The sequence below is a fragment of the Enterococcus mundtii genome, from assembly GCF_003957375.1.
GTDB lineage: Bacteria > Bacillota > Bacilli > Lactobacillales > Enterococcaceae > Enterococcus_B > Enterococcus_B spodopteracolus.
Map to the genome: position 1 here is coordinate 1,222,072 of NZ_CP025473.1, position 24,568 is coordinate 1,246,639.

Consider the following 24,568-nt stretch of genomic DNA (forward strand, 5'->3'; position numbering starts at 1 on the left):
TGGATCTACATCATTTGTCGGAGAGGACAGTCGTCCTGCTCCGGCTTTTTTTATTTCCAAAATTTAAACGATAATAGAACAAATGTTCAGCTATCTTTGTTATAATGAAGAGGTATATCAACCAGGAAAAGGAGGCAATAAGGTGTCGTTACAATTTATTTTAGGTAATGGTCAAAAAGACCACCGCAAAGCACTAATCGATGAAGCCGCCGCTTGGCTTGACAAAGATGAAGACAATCAAGTATTTTTCCTTGTACCTAACTATAATAAATTTGAACAAGAGCAAGAATTACTCGCTGAGATGCGCAAAAAAAGCGGAAAAAACTCATTTAGCACAACCAACATGCAAGTATTCAGTTTCTATCGTTTGGCTTGGTACTTGTTGCAACAAACTACGTTACTGACAGGTAGTGAATTGACCGAATCTGGTTCAGCGATGATCCTCCGCCAAATCTTAGAAAAAAAACAAGAAGAGTTAACGATATTTCGTGGAGAAATCCGCAAAAAAGGGTTTATCCGTCAGTTACAAGAGATATATAGCGAACTACAAGTCGGAAAAATTTCCCCTGTTGATCTGTTAACTTCTGTGCCAGGAGAATCACCAAAAGAAGAAGATCGACAATTGAAAATGAAGGATCTACAGCTGATTTTCTCTGCATTCGAAGAGGAATTAGTCCAACGCGCCCTACAATCTGAAGATGTCCTGACAGTGTTAGCGAATTATATGGCGACGCAAGATTATCATAAGATCAAGTTCTTAGTGAGTGGTTTCGCTCGGATCAATGCCCAAGAGTACCAATTGCTGCAAAAAATGATGGAAAAAGGGCATCTTGTGGTCGATTTGCTATTGGATCGTCCTTACAAATCCGATCTACCAGATCCATTGACGTTGTTTTTCAATACAGGGAAAGTCTATTTCCAACTACTCAACGCAGCAAGAGAACTGAACGTCCCTGTATCTGTCGATCATTATGCACCGAATCGGAAAAATCAAAATGAACTTCAAACATTACAACAAATGTGGGAAGAGACTTCCAGCCAGCAAAAAAGCCAACCTGTGAAACTTGGCGCGCAAGAGACATTACATTTGTGGGAGGCGGAGAATCCAACGGAAGAAGTTCGCCAATTAGCGGTGGAGATCCGTCGTTTGGTCAGTCAAGAAGGGTTTCGCTATCGAGATATCCAAGTATTGACGAAGGATATGACGCTTTATGGCAATTTATTGCGACCAATTTTCCAAGAGATGGCGATCCCTTTTTATTTAGATGAAGAGCAACTGATGGAAAACCATCCATTGATTGAATGGATCAACAGCTTGTTTGCCTTAGATCGTTACCAATACCGCCTAAACGATATCATGCGTTTCTTCAAGACGGAGTTGACGATCGGTATCCCAGCGGAAGAGCTCGATCTGGCTACTTGGCAAGTACTTAGAAATCAATTCCGCACGAATTTAGATATCACTGAAAACGTAGCACTAGCGTACAACTATCAAGGGAATTATTGGCTTCGCGAAAAAGATTGGCAATTTGTTGCCTATGATTTTGAAGCAGAACAGCTAGAAGACGTCAAACAACTAGAAGAGCAATCAAATACGATCCGGAGACTTTTTCGCGACATAGTGCCGGTGTTTCTGAAGAACATCAAAAAATGCCAAACAGGGCAAGAAGCAGTCACTTTGTTTTATCGCTTCTTGATCGAAAGCGGCGTACAACAACAATTGCTTTTTTGGCGAGACCAAGAAGTGGCGCGTGGGGGGTTAGCTGCGGCTAGAAACCATGAGCAAACTTGGGGTGCTTTGATGGATCTTTTGGACGAGTATTCATTAATTTACGGAGAAACAGCATTCGACTGGTCATTATTTCAAGAGATCATCACGAGTGGTCTAGAAAATCTCAGCTATGGGAAGATTCCTACGGCAATCGATCAAGTGAGGATCAACCGATTGGAACTTGTACGTGCCAATCAAGCAAAAGTAGCATTTGCGGTCGGCTTGAATGACCAAGTGTTTCCAGATCGCCATGAAACTAAAGGTTTATTATCGAGTGAAGAACGTGAAGCGTTGAATCAAGGGTTAGGCGAGGATCAGTTTTTATTCGATCCAGCAAAAGAAAGTATGTCTTTCGAACCTTTCCAAGCATATTTAGTGTTTGTTTCGGGAACGGAACGTTTGTACTTGAGCTACGCGCAAAGCTATGATACCAATCGTTTGAAAATGTCTCCGTATTTGAAACGAGTCGTTGACTACTTAGGTGTTCCAGTCGAGCCAAAATGCCAATTGCAATTGACGAGTAAGCCAGATTGTTATGTTGGCACTTATCGTAGCGGGATCAATACGATCAATCGGGTCTATCGTTTAGCAAAAGAAGCCAAACAGGCAGTACCACTTTATTGGCAACAACTGAAAGAGTTAGTTCTGCGTTCGGATCAACGAAATTTTGCATTGACGATTTTTGAAAGTCAAGATCATCTGAATGTACCAGTTTCCTTATCAGATGAGATGGCAGAAGCCCTTTATGGCAAAGAAATCTACACGTCGATCTCACGAATGGAAAACTTTTATAACTGTGAATATAAATACTTTGTCCAGTTTGGCTTGAAGCTGAAAGAACGTAATATATATGGACTGACACCAGCTGCCACTGGAGACTTTTATCATGAATCATTGGATCGCTTCTTCAAATTGCTGTTCTCGAATCAACTGTCACTTGTGGCAATGTCGGAGAAGGAGCGACAAGAATTTACTGAAAAAGTCTTACAAGAAGTATTTGGTGAATTACGCTTTGAGATTTTAGATAGCTCTGCCCGCATGAACTATATTCGTTACCAATTAGGGCAAACGATCCAAAAAGTGGCTTGGGCGTTACAAAAACAAAGTAAGAATACAGGCATGAAACCATTACAGACAGAGATTTTATTCGGACAGATTGCTGGCGCACAAGGAATCCCAGGTTTGGAAATACCTTTAGACAAAGGCGGGAAACTCCACGTTCGTGGAAAAATCGATCGCATCGATGTGGCAACTGAACAAAGTGATACGTGGTTAAGTGTAGTCGATTATAAATCAAGTGGCCGTTCCTTTGACGTGACAGAGGCATATTATGGGATGGCGATGCAACTTTTGACCTACCTCGATGTTGCGTTGATGGATGCTGTACGTTTAACAGGTAAGGCAGCAGTCAAACCGGCAGGCTCTTATTATTTACATGTGCATAATCCAGTACTGACGGATACGAATAATGTGGAGAAAAACACGTTGAAGAAATTCAGCTATGATGGCGTTTTTGTCGATGATCCAGGCTTATTAGAAGTACTCGATCATTCATTGGAAGCGAAAGAAAGCTCACTGATCTATCCAGTGAAGAAAAATGCCAAAGACGAGTTACAAAAAGGCAGTTATAGCAAAGAAAAATTCTATACAGAAGAAGAACTTCAATTATTCATGAACCATAATCGTGAGAATATGCGTTTAGCTGGGGAAGCAATCACCTCAGGGGAGATCAAACTGAATCCGGCTTACAAAGATAAACAACGAATTGCTTGTGAGCATTGTCCGTTCAGAAGTATTTGTACGTTTGATGTCATGCTCAAAGAAAATAATTATCATCGTTTAGAAAAGCTGGATAAAGATGAAGCATTGCGAAGAATACTAAAAAGGAGTGAAGACGAGTGACATCAATTCCTTTAAAACCGGAAAATGAACGTTTCACCGATGAACAATGGCAAGCGATTTTTGACAAGGGCGACAATCTGCTTGTTTCGGCTTCTGCCGGCTCAGGTAAGACGACTGTTTTAGTCCGCCGAGTAATCGAAAAGTTAAAAATGGGTGTCAACATTGATGAGTTATTGATCGTGACCTTTACAGAAGCGGCAGCAAGAGAAATGAAGGAACGGATCCAAGTAGCCTTGCAAGAAGCAGTGAATAGTGAAAGTGATCCAGTTTGGCAAAAACACTTTACGAAACAGCTCGTATTACTACCTACCGCCAATATCTCGACACTCCATGCGTTTTGTTTAACGGTGATCCGAAAATATTACTATTTGATCGATATCGATCCAGTCTTTCGGATGCTGACGGATGAAACGGAAACAATCTTGATGAAAGAAGATGTCTGGGATGAGATCAGAGAACAACTTTATGCAGAAAATCGCGAAACTTTTTTCCAGCTGACGATGAATTTTTCAAATGATCGCTCAGATGATGGTTTGACTAGCCTCGTGTTTTCTCTCTATGATTTTGCCAGAGCGAACCCTGATCCGTTGGCTTGGTTGAATCGTTTACCAGAAGCATATCGGCTAGAAGAGGGATTAGCAGCTTCTGCATTGTACCAAGAACAAATCCGACCGCTCGTCTTGGCTGATTTACTTCATTGTACGCAGCTATACGAAGAAATGGTCGTTTTGGCACAAGAAGAAGGACTTGAAAAGATGTTTGATCAAGTCTCACAAGAACAAGCGAGTATCCAACAAATCTATGAACGTTTCCTGGGTGATGAGTTGGACGAAGCTTACCAAGCCTTAGAAAACCTGACGTTTTCGACCTTCAAAAGCAGTCGGAAAGCAGAGTTGAAAGAGCGTTCTGCTGAAGTAAAAACCTTGAGAGACCGTGCTAAAAACATCTTACAACAAATTGGCAAAAGCTACTTCTCGGTTTCACCTACACAAATTGAAGAGTTGAGCCAAAAAGCGTTCCCCCTCGTGGAACAAATGACCGAAGTCACTAAGCTTTTCATGGAAGGCTTCAGTGCGCGCAAACGTGAAAAAGGCGTGCTAGATTTCAATGATCTGGAACACTTGGCGTTACAAATATTGACGAAACAAACAGAGGAAGAGTGGCTACCAAGTGAAGCATCGGATTATTATCGCAAAAAGTTTAAAGAAGTCATGGTCGACGAGTACCAAGATGTCAATCAATTGCAAGAAGAATTGCTCTATTGGGTCAGAGAGCCAGATGAGGAGAGAGGCAATCTCTTTATGGTGGGAGATGTCAAACAGTCGATCTACTCCTTCCGTTTAGCAGATCCAACTCTATTTATCAATAAATATGAGAAATTCTCGGAAGAAAAAGGGGGACGACGAATCGTCTTAGCTGAGAATTTCCGTTCACGGCAAGAAGTCTTAGCGTTTACTAATTTGATTTTTGAACAGCTGATGGACCCAGCAGTTGGACAAATCGCTTATGATGAAGCGGCTCGGCTAGTTCTAGGTTTTTCTGGGTTTCCAGAAAATGAACGATTTGCACCAGAAGTCTTGATCTATGAAAAGGAACAAGAAACGACAGAAATCGAGTTGCCGATGGACGAGATGTTGGAAGACAAAACAGAAGGGGAACTCTTGATGACTGGTTTGAAAATCCGTGAATTGATCGATTCAAAATTCATGATCTACGACAAAAAAAGTCAAGAAGAGCGCCCGATCGAATTCAAAGATATCGTGTTATTGACACCAACGAAGAAAAATAATTTGACGATTTTAGAAGTATTCAAAACGTTTGATATTCCGTTGGAACTCAATGATGCCCAAAATTATTTCCAAGCGACAGAAATCAGGATCATGATTTCATTGCTCCAATTGATCGACAACCCTTATCAGGATATCCCATTAGCTTCAGTGTTACGTTCACCAGTCGTGGGCTTGATCGAACCAGAGTTAGCACGTATCCGATTAGCCGATAAGGCGCATACTTACTATGATGCAGTCTTAGCTTATCAAAATAATAACCAAGATGAATTAGCGGCTAAATTGCTTCATTTCAATGAGCAACTGGAACAATGGCGAGAGTTAGCGCGTCGTTCTTCGATCACAGACTTATTATGGGAAATCTATTACCAAACAGGGTATTTAGAATATGTCGTTGGGTTGCCAGCTGGTGCACAACGTCAAGCGAATTTGTATGCGTTAGTGGATCGTGCCAAAGCATATGAACAAAGTTCGTTTCGTGGTCTCTATCAGTTTGTACGATTTATTGAGAAAATGCAGGAGAAAGACAAAGACTTGGCGGAACCAGTGATTGCTTCTAGTGACAATGCCGTTCGTGTCATGACCATCCATGCAAGTAAAGGATTAGAGTTCCCCATCGTTTTCTTATTAGATATGACGAAGCAATTCAATCTGCAAGACTTGAAAAATCGTTATGCCTTCGAAGAAAAACTAGGTGCGGGCGTGCGCTACATGGAGCCAGACACGCGGGTCTTGTTTGACACATTGCCTTATCAAGCCATCAAATTAGCCAAACAGAAGAAATTGCTTTCCGAAGAAATGCGTAAATTATACGTAGGACTGACTAGAGCAGAGCAAAAATTGTTTATTGTTGGTTCGTACAAAAGCAAAGAAGACACGTTCAAAGCCTGGTCAGAAGCAAATGAGCAAACGGATGTAGTGTTAGATCCGGTGATTCGCCTGAAAAGTTCGAGTAGCTTGATGAATTGGATCGGGTACAGCTTGATCCGTCATCCTAAAATGACCGAATATTTTCCAGAAGTCACGCCTTTACCACAACTGAAAAATTCATCGGGAGATTTTACGATCACCTGGATGGATCAACAAGAGATTTTAACACAACGCCAAGCATTGACAGTCAAAGGAGAGCAAGCTGAAGAACAAAAAGGAGATCTAACCCCATTAACGACCGAACTACAAGCACGTTTAGCCTTCAGTTATCCTTATGAGGCTTCTGCACAAACAACGAGTTATCAATCAGTTTCTGAGATCAAACGGTTATTTGAAGATCCAGACGACTCTCCAGAGGCACGTTTGACTTGGGAAAGCAGTGATAAAAAAGCCTTTGCCAAGCCTTTCAGGTATACGCAAGACCAATTAGCTGAACCACGCTTTGTACAAAAAGAGCGCAAAGTTTCTGCCACAGCTGTTGGGACAGCGACACATTTTCTGTTACAAGTCCTCCCATTGGAACAGTTGACGAAAGAAAGCATCGAAAAAGAACTAACGACCCTTGTAAAAAAACGTTTAGTCGATGAACAAGTAGCGAAACGTGTACCAATTGATTCCATCGTATGGTTTTATGAATCTACCCTTGGCCAATCACTGATCAAACATCCAGAAAAAGTGAAACGCGAACAACCATTTTCAATGCTTCTACAAGCAGAAAAGGTATTTGATCACTACCCGAATGAAGACGATGAATTATTGATCCATGGGATCGTCGATGGATATCTTGATTTGGGGGAGTACGTGCAGCTTTATGATTTCAAGACTGATTTTATTTTACATCCTGAAAACCCAGAGGAAATCACGAAGGTCATCAGCAAATACCGCGGGCAATTGAACTTATACCAACGTGCATTGAGTGAAGCGTTGAATAAACCCATTCAGGATGTCTTTTTGGTTTTGTTGCAGGCGAAGAAAATAATAAATCTTAATAAACAATAAGAAGTGAGCAAACTGGACTTACACTTTGTAAGTAATATGCTATACTCTTAAAAAGAGGTGAGTAAGATGGAGCTAACACAGACAGAATTCATTCTATGTCCCAAATTTGAAAAAACATTCTCGATTTTAGGGAAAAAATGGAATGGATTGATTATCGATGTATTACTCGAAAATGGTCCGCAGCGCTTTGTTGATCTCTCTGCAAAAATCCCGATGGTCAGTGACCGTGTCTTGGTCGAACGATTAAAAGAGCTTGAAAAAGAAAAGATCGTTACCCGTAATTTTTCGTGTAATGAATCCAGTCGTTCGGAATATATGCTGACAGAAAAAGGGGCAGATCTACAAAAAGCGATGGTCCAGTTGCAGCTTTGGAGTGAGAAATGGGTCACACCCGAAGAATGCAGTTGATTTTGCATCAAAAATCTTGTACACTAGTTTTTAGTTGAATAGACAAAAAGAATGTTGACGAAAAAGAGTAGTTTGGCTAAACCAGTATAGGGAGATCTGTCATGGACTGAAAGCAGATCCTGTGTTTGAAAAATGAAGTTCACTTTCCGAGTTCGTCTGAGAGATTTTTCAGACCGGCAGTATGTCTGTCGTTATTAAAATGAGTGTACGATCTCGTTGGGATCGTAAATTAGGATGGTAACGCGAAGACCTCGTTCCTTGATAGGAATGAGGTCTTTTTTTTAGTTGAATTTAAAGGAGGAAATCGCATGTCTTTACAAGCACAACTCGAAAGCTTGAAAGAAGCAACGATCATCAAGATCAAGCAGGCGCAGGATTTGAAAGAACTAAATCAAATCCGTGTCGAAACATTAGGGAAAAAAGGACCGATCACTGAGGTCTTACGTGGAATGAAAGATCTAAGTGCCGAAGAGCGTCCGAAAGTGGGAAGCTTTGCCAATGAGATCCGTGATCTATTGACACAAGAAATCGAAGAAAGAAAAGCAGTCTTGGAAACCGCTGCAATGAATGAAGCATTAGAGAAAGAAACAATCGATGTCACGCTGCCAGGTAGCTCAGTCAAACAAGGTACACGCCATATCTTGACGCAGATCATGGAAGAAATCGAAGATATTTTTGTCGGCATGGGGTATCAAATCGTTGAAGGATATGAAGTCGAGTCAGACCACTATAACTTTGAACGAATGAATTTACCAAAAGACCATCCGGCACGTGATATGCAAGATACTTTCTATATCTCAGAAGAAATCTTGATCCGTACGCATACGTCGCCTGTCCAAGCACGTACCATGGAAAAACATGATTTTTCAAAAGGTGCGCTACGCATGATCTCACCAGGAAAAGTTTTCCGACGTGATACTGATGATGCAACACACAGCCATCAATTCCATCAAATCGAAGGATTGGTGATCGACAAGAACGTGACGATGGGTGATCTAAAAGGAACACTTGAAGTCGTGATGAAGAAAATGTTTGGTGAAGATCGCCAAATCCGTTTACGCCCAAGCTACTTCCCATTTACAGAACCATCTGTTGAAGTCGATGTCAGCTGTTTCAAATGCGGTGGTTCAGGCTGTAACGTCTGCAAACACACAGGTTGGATCGAGATCTTAGGTGCTGGTATGGTTCATCCAAATGTCTTGGAAATGTCAGGGATCGATCCTGAAGAATACTCCGGATTTGCTTTTGGACTTGGCCCAGATCGTGTCGCAATGTTACGTTATGGGGTCAACGATATTCGTAATTTCTATCAAAATGACTTGCGCTTCTTAAGTCAGTTCAAGGGGGAGTAAAAGAATGTTAGTATCATATAAATGGCTGAATCAATACGTTGATTTATCACATGTGACACCGCAAGAACTTGCAGACAAAATGTCAGTTACAGGAATCGAAGTCGAAGGTGTAACAGTACCTGAAGAAGGCTTGAAGAAAATCGTTGTCGGAGAAGTGAAGGAATGTATTCCACATCCTGATTCGGATCATCTATCGATCTGTCAAGTCGACATCGGCGAAGAAGAATTATCACAAATCGTTTGTGGCGCACCAAATGTCAAAGCAGGAATCAAAGTCATCGTGGCTTTACCAAATTCACGGATTGCGGGCAATGTCAAAATCAAAAAAGGCAAGATGCGTGGACAAGTCTCGAATGGGATGATCTGTGCCTTACAAGAAATCGGTTATTCTGACAGCGTCGTACCGAAAGAATATTCAGAAGGTATCTACTATTTGCCACAAGAAGCGGTCAATGGAGAACCAGTCTTTTCTTATCTAGATATGGACGATGCCATCATCGAACTATCGATCACACCTAACCGTGCCGATGCGTTATCAATGAGAGGTGTGGCATATGAAGTTGGCGCGATCTACCGCCAAAAACCAACATTCAATGATGAAAAGTTAGTAGAAGTTGAACGTAAAGCTTCAGAAAAAATTGCGGTAAAAGTAGAAGATGAAGAATTGGTACCAGCATACCAAATCCGCATCATTGAAAACGTCAAGATCCAACCGAGTCCACAATGGCTACAAAATATCTTGATGAATGAAGGAATCCGACCAATCAATAACGTTGTTGATATCAAAAACTATATCTTATTATTGTTCGGTCAACCGTTACATGCATTTGACTATGATAAGTTAGGTTCAGAAGAAATTGTGGTGCGTCATGCAGCAGAAGAAGAGAACATCGTGACGTTGGATGGTGAAACGCGCACATTGACCTCAGAAGACTTAGTTATCACCAATGGGCAAGTGCCAGTCGCCTTAGCTGGAGTAATGGGCGGACAAGACTCAGAGATTACGGAAACAACGACAACCGTTGCGTTAGAATCCGCTTTATTCGATCCCATCTCGATTCGCCGCACAGCAAAACGTTTCAATTTACGTAGTGAATCATCTGCGCGCTTTGAAAAAGGCATCAATAAAGGAACCGTCGGTAAAGCAAGCGATGTTGCAGCGGCGATGATCGTTGCTTTAGCAGGAGGAGAAGTGTTACAAGGAGCGGTCAAAGGTTCTGAGTATCAAGCAAAAGAAGTCAAAGTACAGATCACATTGAACCGCATCAACCAGTACCTTGGCACAACCTTAAATGTCACTGAAGTAAGTGAGATCTTTGAAGCGTTAGGATTCGGCTATCAAGTCGATGGAGAAACTTATACTGTTGTTGTACCTCCAAGACGTTGGGATATCCAGATCGAAGCAGACATCATTGAAGAAGTGGCACGTATTTATGGGTATGATCGTTTACCTTCAACGTTACCAAGCGGCGAAACAGTTGCAGGTAGTTTGACACAAGAACAAGCGACAACCCGAAAGATCCGTACATTACTTGAAGGCAGTGGTCTAACTGAAGCCATCAGTTATGCATTGACAACGGAAGATAAATCACGTCAATTCGCTTTGAAAGAAACAGCCATCACTCGCTTGGATTGGCCGATGAGTGAAGACCGTTCTGTCTTACGTATGAACCTGATCAGTGGACTATTGGATAACGTCCAATATAACACGGCACGTAAAAATGCAGATGTCGCATTTTATGAAGTAGGTCGCGTCTTCTATCAAGAAAACAATCCATTGACTCATCTACCACAAGAAGTCACTCACGTAGCTCTTGCGGTGTCTGGCGCATGGGAAGAGAAAAGTTGGCAAAGTAAGCCACAAGCGGTTGATTTCTTTACAGTAAAAGGAATATTAGAAAATGTATTCGAACACCTTTCCATCAAAGAGGAAATCAGTTATCAAGCGTTGACAACGATTGATGAACTTCATCCCGGTCGAACGGCGGCCATTTATTTAGGGGAAACAATGATCGGGTTTGTTGGTCAAGTGCATCCTATGACTGCTAAAGCTTACGATATTCCAGAAACGTATGTGGCAGAGTTTGATTTAGCCACAGTCGTGGAAGCATCACAAAAAGGCATCACTTTCCGATCAGTCACAAAATTCCCAAGTGTGACGCGTGACATTGCCATGTTAGTAGCTGAACAAGTGACGAACCATGAGATCGTTCGCACGATCCAAGCAGCTGCTGGCCGATTCTTGACAAATGTTGAACTATTCGATGTCTATCAAGGAGCAAATATTGAAGCAGGGCATAAATCAGTCGCCTATACGTTAAGCTTTGAAAATCCCGAAGCAACGTTGACAGATGAAGAAATCAACCAAGCAATGAGCAAGGTTGAAAAGGCGTTGACAGAAACAGTCGATGCAAGTATTCGTTAAACCTTAATAATAGAAGAAAAAACTGGAACAAAAATCATTCAATGATTTTTGTTCCAGTTTTTTTGTGTGATTACTGATTGAAATAATTGATGCCCATTGCCGCTTTCACTTCAGAAAGTGTGGCTGCCGCAACTTTAGCGGCTTCTTCGCTACCATGATGTAAGATATCCATCACGGCTTGTGGGTCTTTCGCCAATTCTTCACGACGAGCGCGGATCGGTGCGAACTCTGCTTCTAATACATCGATCAAGTAACGCTTGATTTTCACGTCACCGAGTCCACCACGACGATAGTGGGCTTTCATCTCTTCGATTGCTTCTTTGTCTGTACCAAAAACATCTAAGTAAGTAAAGACCATATTGCCTTCGACTTGTCCTGGATCTTGGACATGGATGTGATTTGGATCAGTATACATACGCATCACTTTTTTCTGTAAAACATCCGCAGGGTCAGAAATGTAGATGCCATTTCCTAATGATTTACTCATTTTTCCGTTACCATCGATCCCAGGTAAACGACCCATTCCTTTAGGTGGGAAGACGCCTTTTGGTTCAACTAGTACTTCTCCATAAGTGTGATTGAAACTTTGGACGATCTCTTGCGTTTGTTCCAACATTGGTTTTTGGTCTTCACCAACTGGCACTAGATTCGCTTTGAACGCAGTGATGTCAGCAGCCTGTGAAACAGGGTAGATAAAAAATCCTGTGGGGACACTTTCGCCAAATTTCTTTTGCTCGATCTCCGTTTTAACAGTCGGGTTACGACGCACACGACCAACACTTACTAAGTTTAAGTAATACATTGTCAACTCAGCTAATTCAGGAATTTGCGACTGGATAAACAATGTTGATTTGGCAGGATCTAAACCAACCGATAAGTAATCTAAAGCAACTTCTAATACATTGGAAGACACTTTTTCAGGGTCTTTCGCATTGTCAGTCAAGGCTTGCATATCTGCGATCATTACGAACAACTGATTGTTCTCATCCGCTTGCATTTCTACACGTTTTTTCAAAGACCCGACATAATGGCCTAAGTGTAGTTTGCCAGTAGGACGGTCTCCTGTTAAAATAATATTTTTCAAAAAAGAACACCTCTTTGTAATTTCTAAGACTAATACTTAATATCTTACCGTTTTTTTGCAGAATTAACAACAGGATAAACCGAAAATCATTGAAAAAATCAGTTAGGAAATCGTTATTTATACAAATGGTAAAAGAAAACGCACAAAGGAATTTTCTTGGAAACTTTACAAGTTGCTTCGCTTTCGGATATAATGTGTTCTATTATATATCTTTAAATGAAATCTTACTAAATAATAATGGGAGTGTAATGTTATGACAATGATTAAATTTGATAGCGTGGAAAAGTATTACGGTAAATTCCATGCGTTGAAAAACATCAATCTTGAGTTTGAAAAAGGGGAAGTTGTCGTTGTCATTGGTCCATCAGGATCAGGAAAAAGTACGATGCTTCGCTGTATCAACGGCTTGGAAACAATCACTTCAGGAAAGCTTTTGATCAATGATGTCGATATTCGCGATAAAAACACAAAATTGACGGAGATTAGAAAAAATGTCGGAATGGTCTTTCAACATTTTAATCTTTACCCCAATAAAACAGTTTTAGAAAACATCACACTGGCACCAATCAAAGTATTAAAACAAGATGAGGCAACTGCTGTAAAAAATGCGGAAAAGTTTTTAAAGACAGTCAATATGCTAGATAAAAAAGATTCCTATCCTTCCATGTTATCTGGTGGACAACAACAGCGTGTAGCGATTGCTCGCGGCTTAGCGATGAATCCCGAAATGCTGTTATTTGACGAGCCAACATCTGCCTTGGACCCAGAGATGATCGGTGATGTATTGGACGTAATGAAAAAATTGGCAAGAGATGGCATGTCAATGATCGTGGTCACACACGAAATGGGCTTTGCGAAAGAAGTGGCAGATCGTGTCATTTTTATGGCGGATGGACAAGTATTAGAAGATAGTCGCGATGTACGCAATTTCTTCGATGATCCAAAAGAAGAACGTGCAAAACAATTTATCAGTAAAGTAATCAATCATTGATAGGAGGAACGATATGCGTAAGACAACATTCACTCGTTTATTATTTCTTTTTGGGCTAGTATTTCTAGTATTGAGCGGCTGTAAAGGTAGCAGTTTGGCAGAAAAAGATATTTTGACTCGTAGTAAAGAAACGAACGAGATCATTTGGGGTGTCAAATACGATACACGATTGTTTGGGATGATGGATATCGAAAGCCGTACCGTTCAAGGGTTTGATATCGATATCGCCAAAGCAATCACGAAGAAGATTTTAGGAGAGGACGGAAAAGCAGAGTTTGTCGAAGTCACTTCTAAAACAAGAATCCCATTATTAAAAAATGGGAATATCGATGCAATCATTGCGACGATGACGATTACCGAAGAACGTAAAAAGCAAGTCGATTTCTCTTCAGTTTATTTTGACGCTGGACAATCATTGCTCGTTAAAAAGGGTAGTCCCATCAAAAGTGTGGAGGATTTAAACGCTGAAACGACTGTTCTAGCGGTAAAAGGTTCGACTTCAGCTGCCAACATCAGAGAACATGCACCTGATGCGCGGATCTTGGAGTTAGAGAACTATGCAGAAGCATTTACTGCCTTACAATCGGGGCAAGGTGATGCCATGACGACAGACAATGCGATCTTACTCGGAATGGCAGCGGAGAACCCTAGCTATGAATTAGCAGGAGGAACATTTACCGAAGAGCCTTATGGTATTGCAATCAACAAAGGACAAGAAAATTTCTTAGATGCAGTCAACCAAGCTTTAGCAGAAATGGTTGAAGACGGCACCTATGATAAGATTTATGAAAAATGGTTCCCAGATACGACTCAGGGAAAAATTGATTAAGGAGGGAATACAATGAGTGAATTGATACAAACTTATGGGTCAGCCTTCCTTGATGGATTTAAAGTAACGATCCTATCAAGTGTCTTGGCACTTTTCTTCAGTTTGATCATCGGAACGTTGATGGCGATTTTTCAATTGTCACACAATAAATGGATACGTGGTATTGCGAAAGCCTATGTTGAATTTTTTAGGAATATCCCGTTATTGATCATCGTGATGTTCTTCTATGTCGTATTACCACTTTATTGGATCAGCTTTGACGGTTTTCAAGCAGGAACGATCGGGCTGACGATCTATACTTCCGCTTTTATTGCAGAAACCGTTCGTTCTGGCATCCAAACTGTGCCAAAAGGTCAAATGGAGGCTGGTCTTTCATCGGGGTTTACTTATTCAGAAACAATGCGTTACATTGTATTGCCACAGGCATTTAAAATCGTTATCCCACCATTAGGCAATCAATTTATCAATTTGGTCAAAAACTCATCGATTTTAGCAATTGTCGCTGGTTTGGATATCATGTATCAAGGGGATTTGATTGCCAGTGAAACCTTCAACACGTTTGATACCTATATCATCGTGGGTTTATTTTACTTGATTATTACCTTACCATTGTCTTATTTGATGGTTTATCTTGAGAAAAAATGGGCAGTTCGTTCATAGAAAGGAGAATATCAATGGATTTTAGTGGTGCATTTTCATGGATGAATATTCGCTTTTTACTGGAAGGACTAAAAGTAACGATCGAAGTTTCGCTCTTCTCCATCATTTTTAGTTTTCTAATCGGTGGGTTGACAGGTGTTCTTCGTTTTGCGAGTATTCCTTATTTATCAAAAATAGTAGGTTTGATTATCGACATCATTCGTAATCTGCCATTATTGCTGATCATCTTTTTCACTTATTTTGCTTTGCCGCAAATCGGTATACAAATGAACATCTTTTGGTCAGCAGTTGCAGCATTGACGATTTTTGAATCTGCCATGTTATCAGAGATTTTCCGTGCAGGTTTGAATGCTGTGCCGAAAGGTCAGATGGAAGCAGGGCTTTCCACGGGGTTAAGCTATGTGGAAACGATGCGTACGATCATCATGCCGCAAGCATTCAAGTCAATGATCCCTGCTATCGTTAGTCAGTTGATCTCGTTGATCAAAGACACTTCTTTAGCGGTGATCATCTCGTTGCCAGAATTGACACACCAAGCGCGAATCGTCTATGGTCAAAATACCAATTATGTCTTACCAATGTTCGTTATGATGACATTCATGTATTTTGTCGTATGTTACGCACTTTCTTTACTTTCTTCTTACTTAGAAAGAAGAAAGTATAGTTATTAGTAGAAAAAATCGTATTTTAAATGGGAATTAAGAAGGAATCCACGAATTTTTTTAAAAAATTTTTTGTGGATTCCTTCTTACATTATCCAAAAATTTCATCGGGACACGTGTTGGGTCGTCATATGGGAAAAGAGCAGGAAAGCAGATTGTAGGACTTGATAAATCACGTCAAAAAGTCCACAATATAGAAGGTAGAATTTTTTGAAAAAGGATGATTCGATTGACAGATAAACGTCCGATCGGTTTTATTGATTCAGGGGTTGGCGGTCTTACAGTCGTCAAAGAAGCATTGAAGCAATTGCCGAATGAAAACATATTATACGTTGGCGATACCGCGCGCTGTCCATATGGACCAAGACCAGCAGAGCAAGTGATCGCTTATACATGGGAAATGACGAATTATTTAGTTGAAAAAGGCATAAAGATGCTTGTGATTGCCTGTAATACGGCAACTGCGGTCGCATTAGAAGAAATCAAAGCAACACTCTCGATTCCAGTGATCGGTGTGATTTTGCCAGGAACGAGAGCGGCAGTCAAACAAACGAAAAATCACCGAGTAGGGGTGATTGGAACAATTGGAACCGTCAAAAGTGCCGCTTACGAAACAGCCTTGCTAGATAAAGCACCCGAACTGAAAGTCACTAGCTTGGCGTGTCCAAAGTTTGTGTCAGTCGTAGAAAGTAAAGAATACCGATCATCAGTCGCGAAAAAAATCGTGGCCCAAACTTTAGCTCCATTAGAAGTAAAAGGGATCGACACCTTGATTCTAGGTTGCACCCATTATCCGCTCCTTCGCCCGATCATTCAGAATGTTATGGGGATAAAGTCATGCTGATCGATTCAGGAGCAGAAACGATTGGCGAAGTTTCAATGTTACTTGACTATTTTGAAATCAGTAATTCACCACAAAATGGCCGAACGCTTTGTCAGTTTTATACGACAGGATCAGCTAAAATGTTCCATGAGATTGCCCAAGATTGGTTAGGATTAAAAGAACTGATCGTTGAATCGATTGATTTAGGAGGAAAAGAGCAATGATGCGTCATGACGGAAGAAATGTCCAAGATTTACGTAAAATCACGATTGAAACAAATGTGCTGAAACATCCAGAAGGATCAGTTTTGATCAGCTTTGGCGATACGAAAGTGATTTGTGCGGCAACGGTTGAAGAGACAGTCCCCCCGTTTTTAAAAGGGACTGGTAAAGGATGGGTGACAGCAGAATACAGTATGTTGCCTCGCGCCACGAATACGAGAAATCGTCGTGAAAGTAGCAAAGGTAAGTTAAGTGGACGGACGATGGAGATTCAACGTTTGATCGGTCGTTCGTTGCGTACGGTCATCGATCTCGAGAAACTTGGTGAACGCAGTATCATCGTTGATTGTGACGTGATCCAAGCAGACGGTGGCACTCGAACAGCAAGTATTACCGGTGCATTTGTGGCTTTAAAATTAGCAATCGAAAAATTATTACAGACAAAAGTGTTAACGAATGATCCAATCAAAGAACATTTAGCCGCTATCAGTGTAGGGATTTTAGCTGATGGGACATGTGTGACTGATTTGGATTATCACGAAGACGTTGCAGCGGAAGTCGATATGAACTTAGTGATGACGGAATCGGGCAAATTTGTGGAAATCCAAGGGACAGGCGAAGAAGCTGCCTTTGATGGTGAACAATTGAACGAAATGCTTGTTTATGGCAAAACAGCGATCGAATCACTGATCTTTGAACAAAAAAATGTTTTGTTGAGTGAATGGTCAGACCCTGCGCCTGAACCGACAGAAAAAACGATTGTGATTGCTACTCGAAACGCAGGCAAAGCAGAAGAATTCCGTACCTTATTTGCGAAGGAAGGCTATACAGTCAAAACATTGTTTGATTATCCTGAGATACCTGATGTCGAAGAAACAGGTACCACATTCGAAGAAAACGCCCGATTAAAAGCAGAAACGATTGCTCAAGTATTGAATCAGCCAGTATTGGCGGATGACTCTGGCCTGAAAGTCGATGCGTTAGGTGGCAGACCAGGAGTTTATTCTGCCCGTTTTGCTGGCGAACATAAGAGTGATGCGGCAAATAACGCAAAACTGCTTTTTGAATTAACCGATGTAGCTGATGAAGAACGCACCGCACAATTTCATTGTACGTTGGTTTTTGCTGAACCAAATAAAGAAAGTTTAGTAGTGGAAGCAGAGTGGCCTGGACGAATTGGTCGGATACCTAAAGGCGAAAATGGCTTTGGCTATGACCCGTTGTTCATTCCTGATGGGTACACTCAAACAGCGGCAGAAATCTCAAGTGAAGAAAAAAATAACCACAGTCACCGAGGCTTGGCCATGGCAAAACTAAGCCAAGTTTGGCAGGCTTGGTTGGAAGGAGTGGAGTAGATGCGTTATTTAGTCGTTAGTGACAATCATGGGGATCGAGCAATCATCAAAGAATTACTGACCCAATACCAAAATCAAGTTGATTATTTTTTTCATTGCGGTGATTCAGAACTTGACGCAACAGATGAAGTTTGGGAAACCTATCACGGTGTACAAGGCAATTGTGATTTCGGTACAGACTTTGAGACCAAACGAGTTGTAGATACTGGGCTTGATCGGGTATATATGACCCACGGCCATTTATCGAATGTCCGCTTTGGTTTGACTCAGTTAGCCCTTGAAGCAAAAGAGCAACAAGCAACGATTGCTCTTTTTGGTCACACCCATCAACTAGGGTGTGAATTTGAAGAAGGTATCTTGTTCTTGAATCCAGGAAGCATTTCCCAACCTCGAGGAATGATCCAAATCCCAGCTTACGCAATCATTGAGAGTACGAAAGAGACACTTGCTGTCCAATACTATAATCGATCGCACAAAAAAATCGATAACATGGCATTTGAATATAAACGCTGACAAACAAACTCTAATTTTTGCTAAAAAAAGAAATGTTTGTATAGATTTTGCATCCGTTTTCGGTAAAATAGAGATATTGAAAGAATTTGAAATGGAGGGCCAATACATGATTGGACCAATTGTAAGAGAGTTATTACTACAAAATCAAGAGACATTTTTGGTTCCAGCAGAAAACGTGGCAAATGTTATGTATCAACATCCGTTATCGCATGGACTATTAGTTTTATCGAAAGTTGGCTACACTAAAATCCCTGTCTTAGGGAAAGATGATCGCTTTGTTGGTCTAGTCAGTCTGTCGAATGTTGTCAATAAGATGATGGACCTACAAACAATCAGTATGGAACCATTAGAAGGCCTAACAGTTGCTGATGTAATGGAAACCGATGTACCAACCATTGATGAAAATTGGGAACTAGAAGAAGTTCTTCATCTACTAGTGGATGCTTCGTTCTTGCCAGTTGTCACAGAGGATAAAGTGTTCAAAGGAATCATCACACGAAAAGAGTTATTGAAAGCAGTTAATTACATGGTACACGAATTAGAACGTCAAAATATTGTATCACCTAAAATAGATGTAGATGATTTAAGAGAAAGAATCGATATCGTTAGTTAAAGGTAATTGATCCTACTCACAAAATATAAAGACATAAAACAAACGAAGCGACGTCCAAAAGTTAGATTATATTTCTAACTTTTGGATGTCGCTTCATTTGAAGTATTAAGGAATGGCACGAGTGGTAATCAAGTTTGTCCTGGGAATCAAATACTTTAGTCATTTTAGACATTTTTCTAATGACTAAAAAAAGAGGTCAAACCTAAACACTTCTGTCCATTCGGTTTTAGGTGGTAGGAGAGGGCTAATGTCCCACTCCCGGCGTATACACTACATAAACTATTTCAATACGATTGGTGTATTTGGGATGCTGTAACCGGCAGCTGTCAGTTCTTTGACATATGAACTCAAAAATTCTTCTTTCAATTCGAACTGTTTACCATTTAAAACGTAACAGATCGTCCGAATCGCAAAGTTGCTGTTGCCGATATCGACCAATCCAAAGATCGATGGCTCAGTTTGTAATTCCTCTTCGTATTTTACAGCTAACGTTTCATTAACTTTTTGAATGATCTCATAGATCTTATCATAGCCTTCTTCCGGAACGATACGAATATCAAGAACGACTTGCATATTGGAACGAGACAGGTTACTGATCGTTGTGATACTACGGTTTGGAATGAAATGAACGGTACCGTCAACACCTTTGAGTTGCAGTGTCCGGATACCAACGGATACCACGGTTCCTTCGATGGTAAGATTCGTTAATTTGACATAGTCGCCAACGTCCATTTGTTGTTCCATGATGATAAAGAAGCCAGTGATCACATCACTCATAAAGCCTTGTGCCCCTAAACCTATGGCTACTCCGGCAATCCCTGCTCCGGCTAATAGTGAACCAATCGGCACACCGATCACGGATAGGATGGCATAAATAAAGAAAAAGCCAATCGTATAATTGAAAATGGTATTTAAAAGACTTTGTAATGTTTTTAAGCGGCTACCGTTAAGAACGGTTTTTTTTGAATATTGTTTAAAAGATTTGTCGATCAAGTATTTACCGATTCGATTGATGAGTCCAAAAAGAATAATCAAAAAAATAAGGAATAATCCTTTTTGGATCATTGTAGAAAAAATCCCATCCCAATCAATATTATTCCAAAAACGTTGGAATGCATTGAGTTGACTAACCGCTTGATCAGTCAAATTTTCTCCAGTTGAGCTTGTTGTTTCTGCTGTTGCAATGAATGAAAACATAAAATCCCCTTTCTAATTAGTCTCTTTTGTATTGTAACAAGAACAGCATAAAAATCAAAATAAATCATAAAATAAGTCCGAGGTGAGAATTGCAATAACAAGTGGTTAAAATAAACGATGACAAATGGGAGAGATAGTGCTAAAATATTTCAAAACTGACGATTGGTGGTATGAACATGCAAATAGATTGGGATAACTTAGGATTTTCTTACATCAAAACACCTTGGCGCTTCGTTACCAAATGGAGAGATGGCGAGTGGGGAAAAGGCGAATTGACCGAGGATAATTATCTGTCACTCCATGAAGGATCGCCCGCACTTCACTATGGCCAACAGTGCTTTGAAGGATTAAAAGCTTATCGTAGAAAAGATGGAAAGGTCAATTTATTCCGTCCAGAGCAAAACAGTCGTCGCTTGAACCAGAGTGCCAGACGTTTATTGATGCCCATGGTTCCAGAAAAAATGTTTGTTGATGCAGTAAAAGAAGTCGTAAAGGCAAATGAAGCCTTTGTGCCACCTTATGGTTCAGGCGCAACGTTGTATTTACGTCCTTTCCTGATCGGGGTTGGAGAAAACATTGGTGTTCATCCAGCGCCTGAGTATTTGTTTGTTGTTTTCTGTACGCCTGTAGGAGCCTATTTCAAAGGTGGATTGAAACCAACGAACTTTATCGTTTCTGACTATGACCGAGCGGCACCTAATGGAACAGGAGCTGCCAAAGTAGGAGGTAACTACGCAGCAAGTCTATTACCAGGGACTGAAGCGAAAGAATTAAATTATTCAGATTGCGTTTACCTAGATCCAGCGACGCACACAAAAATTGAAGAAGTCGGCGCGGCGAATTTCTTTGGTATCACTAAAGACAACCAGTTCATCACACCGCAATCGCCTTCGATTTTACCAAGTATTACGAAGTATTCCTTGTTGCAGATTGCGGAAGAACGTTTAGGGCTTAAAGCAGTTGAGGGAGACATCTACATCGATCAACTTGATCAATTTGCAGAAGCAGGTGCGTGTGGAACCGCAGCGGTGATTTCACCGATTGGTGGAATCTACTATAAAAATGATTTACATGTCTTTTACAGTGAGACAGAAGTAGGACCAGTAACTAAGCGTTTATATGAAGAATTGACGGGTATCCAGTTTGGGGATATCGAAGCACCAGAAGGTTGGATCGAAGTCGTCGAATAATGACTGGCTTTAAAAATAACTACAAAAAAATCAGCTCTCACGTTGGAGGGCTGATTTTTTATTGGATCAAGATAAGTGAACACCTTTATCTACGTAAATGATATCACCGATGATCCCGCTAGATAGGGGGCTGATCAAGAAAGCACAAGTATTTCCGACTTCTTCGATCGTCACACCTTGTTGATCGGGGGTGCGTGATTCGGATAACTCGATCAATTTTTGGTAATCCTTCACACCAGTAACTGCTAACGTTTTGATCGCACCAGCAGAGATCCCATTGACACGGATTCCTTTAGGTGAGAATTCAGCGGCTAAGTAGCGAATGGCAGCTTCTAGTGAAGCTTTTGCGATTCCCATCATATTATAATTAGGGATCGCTCGTTGTGAACCAAGATAAGACATACTTACGATGCCGCTGTTGGGAGCTAAGTATTTTTGGGCATACTTCGATACAGCGATCAATGAATAGCTGCTGATGTCTTGTGCTAATTGATAACCCTCTCTTGAAATATCAGAAACGTTACCTGAAAGCTCTTCTTTGTTGGCATAAGCAACAGCATGGACCAAACCATGGATTTCACCGGCATATTCACCAATCGTATCCATCGCTTTTTCGATGCTCTCATCGCTAGCAACATCACACTCTACAGTGAAGGCATCTTCACCGACTAATTTGACTAGCGATTTTTTCATACGTTCATTTTGGTACGTATAGATGATCTCAGCGCCTTGTTGCATCATTGCTTCCGCACAACCCCAAGCAATACTGCGTTTATTCGCAACACCCATGATCACGATTTTTTTTCCTTCTAAAAAAGACATATAGACACTCCTTTGATTCAATAAAAGTTTTGTTTGACGATAATATAAGTGCAAAAAAAATAACTTCTTGATTTCTTATTATTCAGTAAAATGCTTTGATTGTCAAACTATTTTTTTGAGGAATAAAAAATGATTGCCAAATAATCAAGAATATGATACTTTGATAATCAAAGTATTGATTACGGCAATTGCCCGAAAGAAGGAGTAAACTATGTCATACGCATTATCAGCAACGGAAGTAATGGATCTTATTCCAAACCGTTACCCAATTTGTTACATCGATTACGTGGATTCGATCGATTCAGGAAAGAAAATCATTGCAACAAAAAATGTAACGATCAATGAAGATTTTTTCCAAGGGCATTTCCCTGACAATCCTGTCATGCCCGGAGCGTTGATCCTAGAAACCCTTGCACAAGCAGGTTCGATCTTGATTTTAAAATCAGAAGAGTTCCTAGGGAAACGTGCGTATATCGGTGGGATCAACAAAGCAAAATTCCGCCAAAAAGTCGTTCCTGGGGATGTGATGAAGTGTCATTTTGAGATCATCAAAATGAAAGGACCTGTAGGGACTGCGATTTCTGAAGCTTTTGTTGACGATAAAAAAGTGTGTGAATGTGAATTTACATTTATCGTCAATGAGCAAGCATAAAGATAAAAATAAATTTTAGGAACCCATAGATAGGTTCTAAAAATAGCAATAGATATGGCAATTGGGGAGCGGAAAGTAGCTTTCCGCAAAAAAGAATCATCTTCTGAATAGTTTTCTATTCTTGGATGATCTTTTTTTGTCTATTTAAGACTATTTTCAAAATGTTAAGTTTTACTAAAGGTGAAAATGAAAACAACTATTTTTTAGCGAAAATATAAAAAATAGTTGAAAGCCCCAGCCATCAAAAGTTTTTTTAGTAAAAATGGAAGTAGGACATTCGTTCACCCTCACCCACCTATAACCGAATAAACGGCGGGAACAAAAGTAACCTCTTCGAAAAATAAGGCGCCATCCACAAAATTTGAAAAATAATTTTCGTGGATGGCACCTTATTTCTCGAGGCTGAACACTTCTGTCCCGACCTTTTTTGATGTTTCAGTAGAAAGTGATCAAATATGTGTTTATTTTGCTTCCTGTAAGATATTGATTTTTTCGATCTTCACATCTTCTTTTGGCTTATCTGAGCTATCTGTTTCGACAGCAGCGATCGCGTCAACAACGTCCATTCCTTCAACGACTTGACCAAAGACCGTATATTCACCATCTAAACTAGGGTAGCCGCCGTTTTTATAGGCGTCAATAATGGCTTGTGGGTAATCATCTTTCAATAAACCATCATGCATATCATCAGAGTTTTGTACGATGAAGAATTGGCTACCATTACTATTAGGGTCTTGTGTACGAGCCATTGAAAGGGCGCCGCGGATGTTATAAAGTTGGTTTGAGATCTCCGTTTCAAAACCTTCTCCCCAAATACTTTCTCCACCAGTTCCGTTTCCTTCAGGATCGCCACCTTGGATCATAAAGTCTTGGATGACACGATGGAAAGTGACGCCATCGTAGTAGCCATCTTTGGCATGAGTCATAAAATTCTCTACAGCTTTTGGTGCAAGCTCTGGGAATAATTTGATCTTGATCGTTCCTTTGGTTGTGACCATTTCAACTAGATCTTCATTATCAGCGACTTCTGTATTCAATTGAGGTAACTCTAAAGAATTTAAATCAATGCTCTCTACAGTGCTAGTCTCTGTTATTTTTTCTGTAGATTCTTTCGTACTTGAAGAGGCGGTATCTGAACCGTTCGACGTACAACCAGCTGCAAATAATAGCGTTGCAGTCATACTCATAGTTAAAAATAATTTTTTGTGTTTCATAAGTAATTCCTTTCTTTTTTTGTTCGTTGTTATCTTTAATGATAGCAAATTATCAGATAAATACCTACACTTTTTCGAACAATAAGCGAAATTATTTAATAAATAGCAAAAGGTGTAGACCATTTGAAAGCGATTTGTTATAATGTAAGTGGATACAAAAACGCACAT

18 protein-coding genes and 1 pseudogene are annotated in these 24,568 nt (G+C 40.4%); 15 read left to right on the forward strand and 4 right to left on the reverse strand.

Annotated features, from left to right (window positions below):
• Positions 1-142 precede the first annotated feature (142 nt).
• From CYK55_RS06155 to pheT, 5 genes are all read left to right on the forward strand, one after another.
• The gene (locus CYK55_RS06155; RefSeq protein WP_126134053.1) at positions 143-3,673 is read left to right on the forward strand and encodes a PD-(D/E)XK nuclease family protein; all 3,531 of its coding nucleotides are present in this window, start codon (positions 143-145) and stop codon (positions 3,671-3,673) included.
• Positions 3,670-7,389, forward strand: a complete 3,720-nt coding sequence (gene addA, locus CYK55_RS06160) for a helicase-exonuclease AddAB subunit AddA (RefSeq protein WP_126134054.1) — start codon at positions 3,670-3,672, stop codon at positions 7,387-7,389. Before CYK55_RS06155 ends, addA begins: the two co-directional genes overlap by 4 nt.
• Positions 7,390-7,455: 66 nt before the next feature.
• Entirely contained in the window at positions 7,456-7,797 is a 342-nt protein-coding gene (locus CYK55_RS06165) for a winged helix-turn-helix transcriptional regulator (protein ID WP_019724054.1), read from the forward strand.
• A gap of 308 nt (positions 7,798-8,105) precedes the next feature.
• On the forward strand, positions 8,106-9,149 hold the full coding sequence (pheS, locus tag CYK55_RS06170; RefSeq protein WP_019724055.1) for a phenylalanine--tRNA ligase subunit alpha: 1,044 nt from the start codon (positions 8,106-8,108) through the stop codon (positions 9,147-9,149).
• Positions 9,150-9,153: 4 nt separating this feature from the next.
• Complete coding sequence (pheT, locus tag CYK55_RS06175; protein WP_126134055.1) at positions 9,154-11,574, forward strand: phenylalanine--tRNA ligase subunit beta; 2,421 nt, start codon at positions 9,154-9,156, stop codon at positions 11,572-11,574.
• 70 nt (positions 11,575-11,644) lie between these two features.
• Here the strand turns inward: pheT and trpS are convergent, their stop codons facing one another.
• A complete protein-coding gene (trpS, locus tag CYK55_RS06180) occupies positions 11,645-12,658 on the reverse strand; it encodes a tryptophan--tRNA ligase (RefSeq protein WP_034689269.1) in 1,014 nt (337 codons plus the stop codon).
• Positions 12,659-12,911: 253 nt separating this feature from the next.
• Between trpS and CYK55_RS06185 the strand changes: the two genes are divergently transcribed.
• From CYK55_RS06185 to cbpB, 8 genes and pseudogenes are all read left to right on the forward strand, one after another.
• On the forward strand, positions 12,912-13,649 hold the full coding sequence (locus CYK55_RS06185) for an amino acid ABC transporter ATP-binding protein (protein ID WP_010735594.1): 738 nt from the start codon (positions 12,912-12,914) through the stop codon (positions 13,647-13,649).
• Between the two features lie 13 nt (positions 13,650-13,662).
• Positions 13,663-14,478, forward strand: a complete 816-nt coding sequence (locus CYK55_RS06190; RefSeq protein WP_034689267.1) for a transporter substrate-binding domain-containing protein — start codon at positions 13,663-13,665, stop codon at positions 14,476-14,478.
• 12 nt (positions 14,479-14,490) lie between these two features.
• Positions 14,491-15,138 (forward strand): amino acid ABC transporter permease, encoded by a 648-nt coding sequence (locus CYK55_RS06195; RefSeq protein ID WP_034689265.1) that lies wholly within the window; start codon positions 14,491-14,493, stop codon positions 15,136-15,138.
• A 14-nt stretch (positions 15,139-15,152) separates the two neighbouring features.
• Positions 15,153-15,809 carry an amino acid ABC transporter permease gene (locus tag CYK55_RS06200; RefSeq protein WP_010735591.1) on the forward strand — a complete coding sequence of 219 codons (657 nt, stop codon included), beginning with the start codon at positions 15,153-15,155 and terminating at the stop codon, positions 15,807-15,809.
• Positions 15,810-16,020: 211 nt separating this feature from the next.
• A pseudogene (racE, locus tag CYK55_RS06205) lies at positions 16,021-16,847 on the forward strand (glutamate racemase).
• Positions 16,847-18,199: a ribonuclease PH gene (gene rph, locus CYK55_RS06210; RefSeq protein WP_034689339.1), complete on the forward strand. Its 1,353-nt coding sequence runs from the start codon at positions 16,847-16,849 to the stop codon at positions 18,197-18,199. The pseudogene racE and the gene rph overlap by 1 nt, the downstream one beginning before the upstream one ends.
• A complete protein-coding gene (locus tag CYK55_RS06215) occupies positions 18,200-18,712 on the forward strand; it encodes a metallophosphoesterase (RefSeq protein ID WP_034689261.1) in 513 nt (170 codons plus the stop codon).
• Between the two features lie 106 nt (positions 18,713-18,818).
• On the forward strand, positions 18,819-19,325 hold the full coding sequence (cbpB, locus tag CYK55_RS06220) for a cyclic-di-AMP-binding protein CbpB (RefSeq protein WP_010735587.1): 507 nt from the start codon (positions 18,819-18,821) through the stop codon (positions 19,323-19,325).
• A gap of 279 nt (positions 19,326-19,604) precedes the next feature.
• Here the strand turns inward: cbpB and CYK55_RS06225 are convergent, their stop codons facing one another.
• On the reverse strand, positions 19,605-20,522 hold the full coding sequence (locus tag CYK55_RS06225) for a mechanosensitive ion channel family protein (protein ID WP_010735586.1): 918 nt from the start codon (positions 20,520-20,522) through the stop codon (positions 19,605-19,607).
• A gap of 176 nt (positions 20,523-20,698) precedes the next feature.
• On the opposite strand from CYK55_RS06225, the gene CYK55_RS06230 reads away from it, so the two are divergent.
• Entirely contained in the window at positions 20,699-21,712 is a 1,014-nt protein-coding gene (locus tag CYK55_RS06230) for a branched-chain amino acid aminotransferase (protein WP_034689259.1), read from the forward strand.
• Positions 21,713-21,778: 66 nt separating this feature from the next.
• Here the strand turns inward: CYK55_RS06230 and fabI are convergent, their stop codons facing one another.
• Complete coding sequence (fabI, locus tag CYK55_RS06235; RefSeq protein WP_023519569.1) at positions 21,779-22,534, reverse strand: enoyl-ACP reductase FabI; 756 nt, start codon at positions 22,532-22,534, stop codon at positions 21,779-21,781.
• Positions 22,535-22,745: 211 nt separating this feature from the next.
• Here fabI and fabZ point away from each other — a divergent pair, with 211 nt between their 5' ends.
• Positions 22,746-23,186, forward strand: a complete 441-nt coding sequence (gene fabZ, locus CYK55_RS06240) for a 3-hydroxyacyl-ACP dehydratase FabZ (protein ID WP_010735583.1) — start codon at positions 22,746-22,748, stop codon at positions 23,184-23,186.
• 461 nt (positions 23,187-23,647) lie between these two features.
• Here the strand turns inward: fabZ and CYK55_RS06245 are convergent, their stop codons facing one another.
• Entirely contained in the window at positions 23,648-24,400 is a 753-nt protein-coding gene (locus tag CYK55_RS06245; RefSeq protein ID WP_126134056.1) for a peptidylprolyl isomerase, read from the reverse strand.
• Between the last annotated feature and the right edge of the window lie 168 nt (positions 24,401-24,568).

Excerpts from the sequence above, each read along its gene's own strand:
- CYK55_RS06165 (WP_019724054.1), top strand. The coding sequence starts at position 7,456 with ATGGAGCTAACACAGACAGAATTCATTCTATGTCCCAAATTTGAAAAA.
- pheS (WP_019724055.1), top strand. The coding sequence starts at position 8,106 with ATGTCTTTACAAGCACAACTCGAAAGCTTGAAAGAAGCAACGATCATC.
- pheT (WP_126134055.1), top strand. The coding sequence starts at position 9,154 with ATGTTAGTATCATATAAATGGCTGAATCAATACGTTGATTTATCACAT.
- CYK55_RS06185 (WP_010735594.1), top strand. The coding sequence starts at position 12,912 with ATGACAATGATTAAATTTGATAGCGTGGAAAAGTATTACGGTAAATTC.
- CYK55_RS06190 (WP_034689267.1), top strand. The coding sequence starts at position 13,663 with ATGCGTAAGACAACATTCACTCGTTTATTATTTCTTTTTGGGCTAGTA.
- CYK55_RS06195 (WP_034689265.1), top strand. The coding sequence starts at position 14,491 with ATGAGTGAATTGATACAAACTTATGGGTCAGCCTTCCTTGATGGATTT.
- CYK55_RS06200 (WP_010735591.1), top strand. The coding sequence starts at position 15,153 with ATGGATTTTAGTGGTGCATTTTCATGGATGAATATTCGCTTTTTACTG.
- rph (WP_034689339.1), top strand. The coding sequence starts at position 16,847 with ATGCGTCATGACGGAAGAAATGTCCAAGATTTACGTAAAATCACGATT.
- CYK55_RS06215 (WP_034689261.1), top strand. The coding sequence starts at position 18,200 with ATGCGTTATTTAGTCGTTAGTGACAATCATGGGGATCGAGCAATCATC.
- cbpB (WP_010735587.1), top strand. The coding sequence starts at position 18,819 with ATGATTGGACCAATTGTAAGAGAGTTATTACTACAAAATCAAGAGACA.
- CYK55_RS06225 (WP_010735586.1), bottom strand. The coding sequence starts at position 20,522 with ATGTTTTCATTCATTGCAACAGCAGAAACAACAAGCTCAACTGGAGAA.
- CYK55_RS06230 (WP_034689259.1), top strand. The coding sequence starts at position 20,699 with ATGCAAATAGATTGGGATAACTTAGGATTTTCTTACATCAAAACACCT.
- fabI (WP_023519569.1), bottom strand. The coding sequence starts at position 22,534 with ATGTCTTTTTTAGAAGGAAAAAAAATCGTGATCATGGGTGTTGCGAAT.
- fabZ (WP_010735583.1), top strand. The coding sequence starts at position 22,746 with ATGTCATACGCATTATCAGCAACGGAAGTAATGGATCTTATTCCAAAC.
- CYK55_RS06245 (WP_126134056.1), bottom strand. The coding sequence starts at position 24,400 with ATGAAACACAAAAAATTATTTTTAACTATGAGTATGACTGCAACGCTA.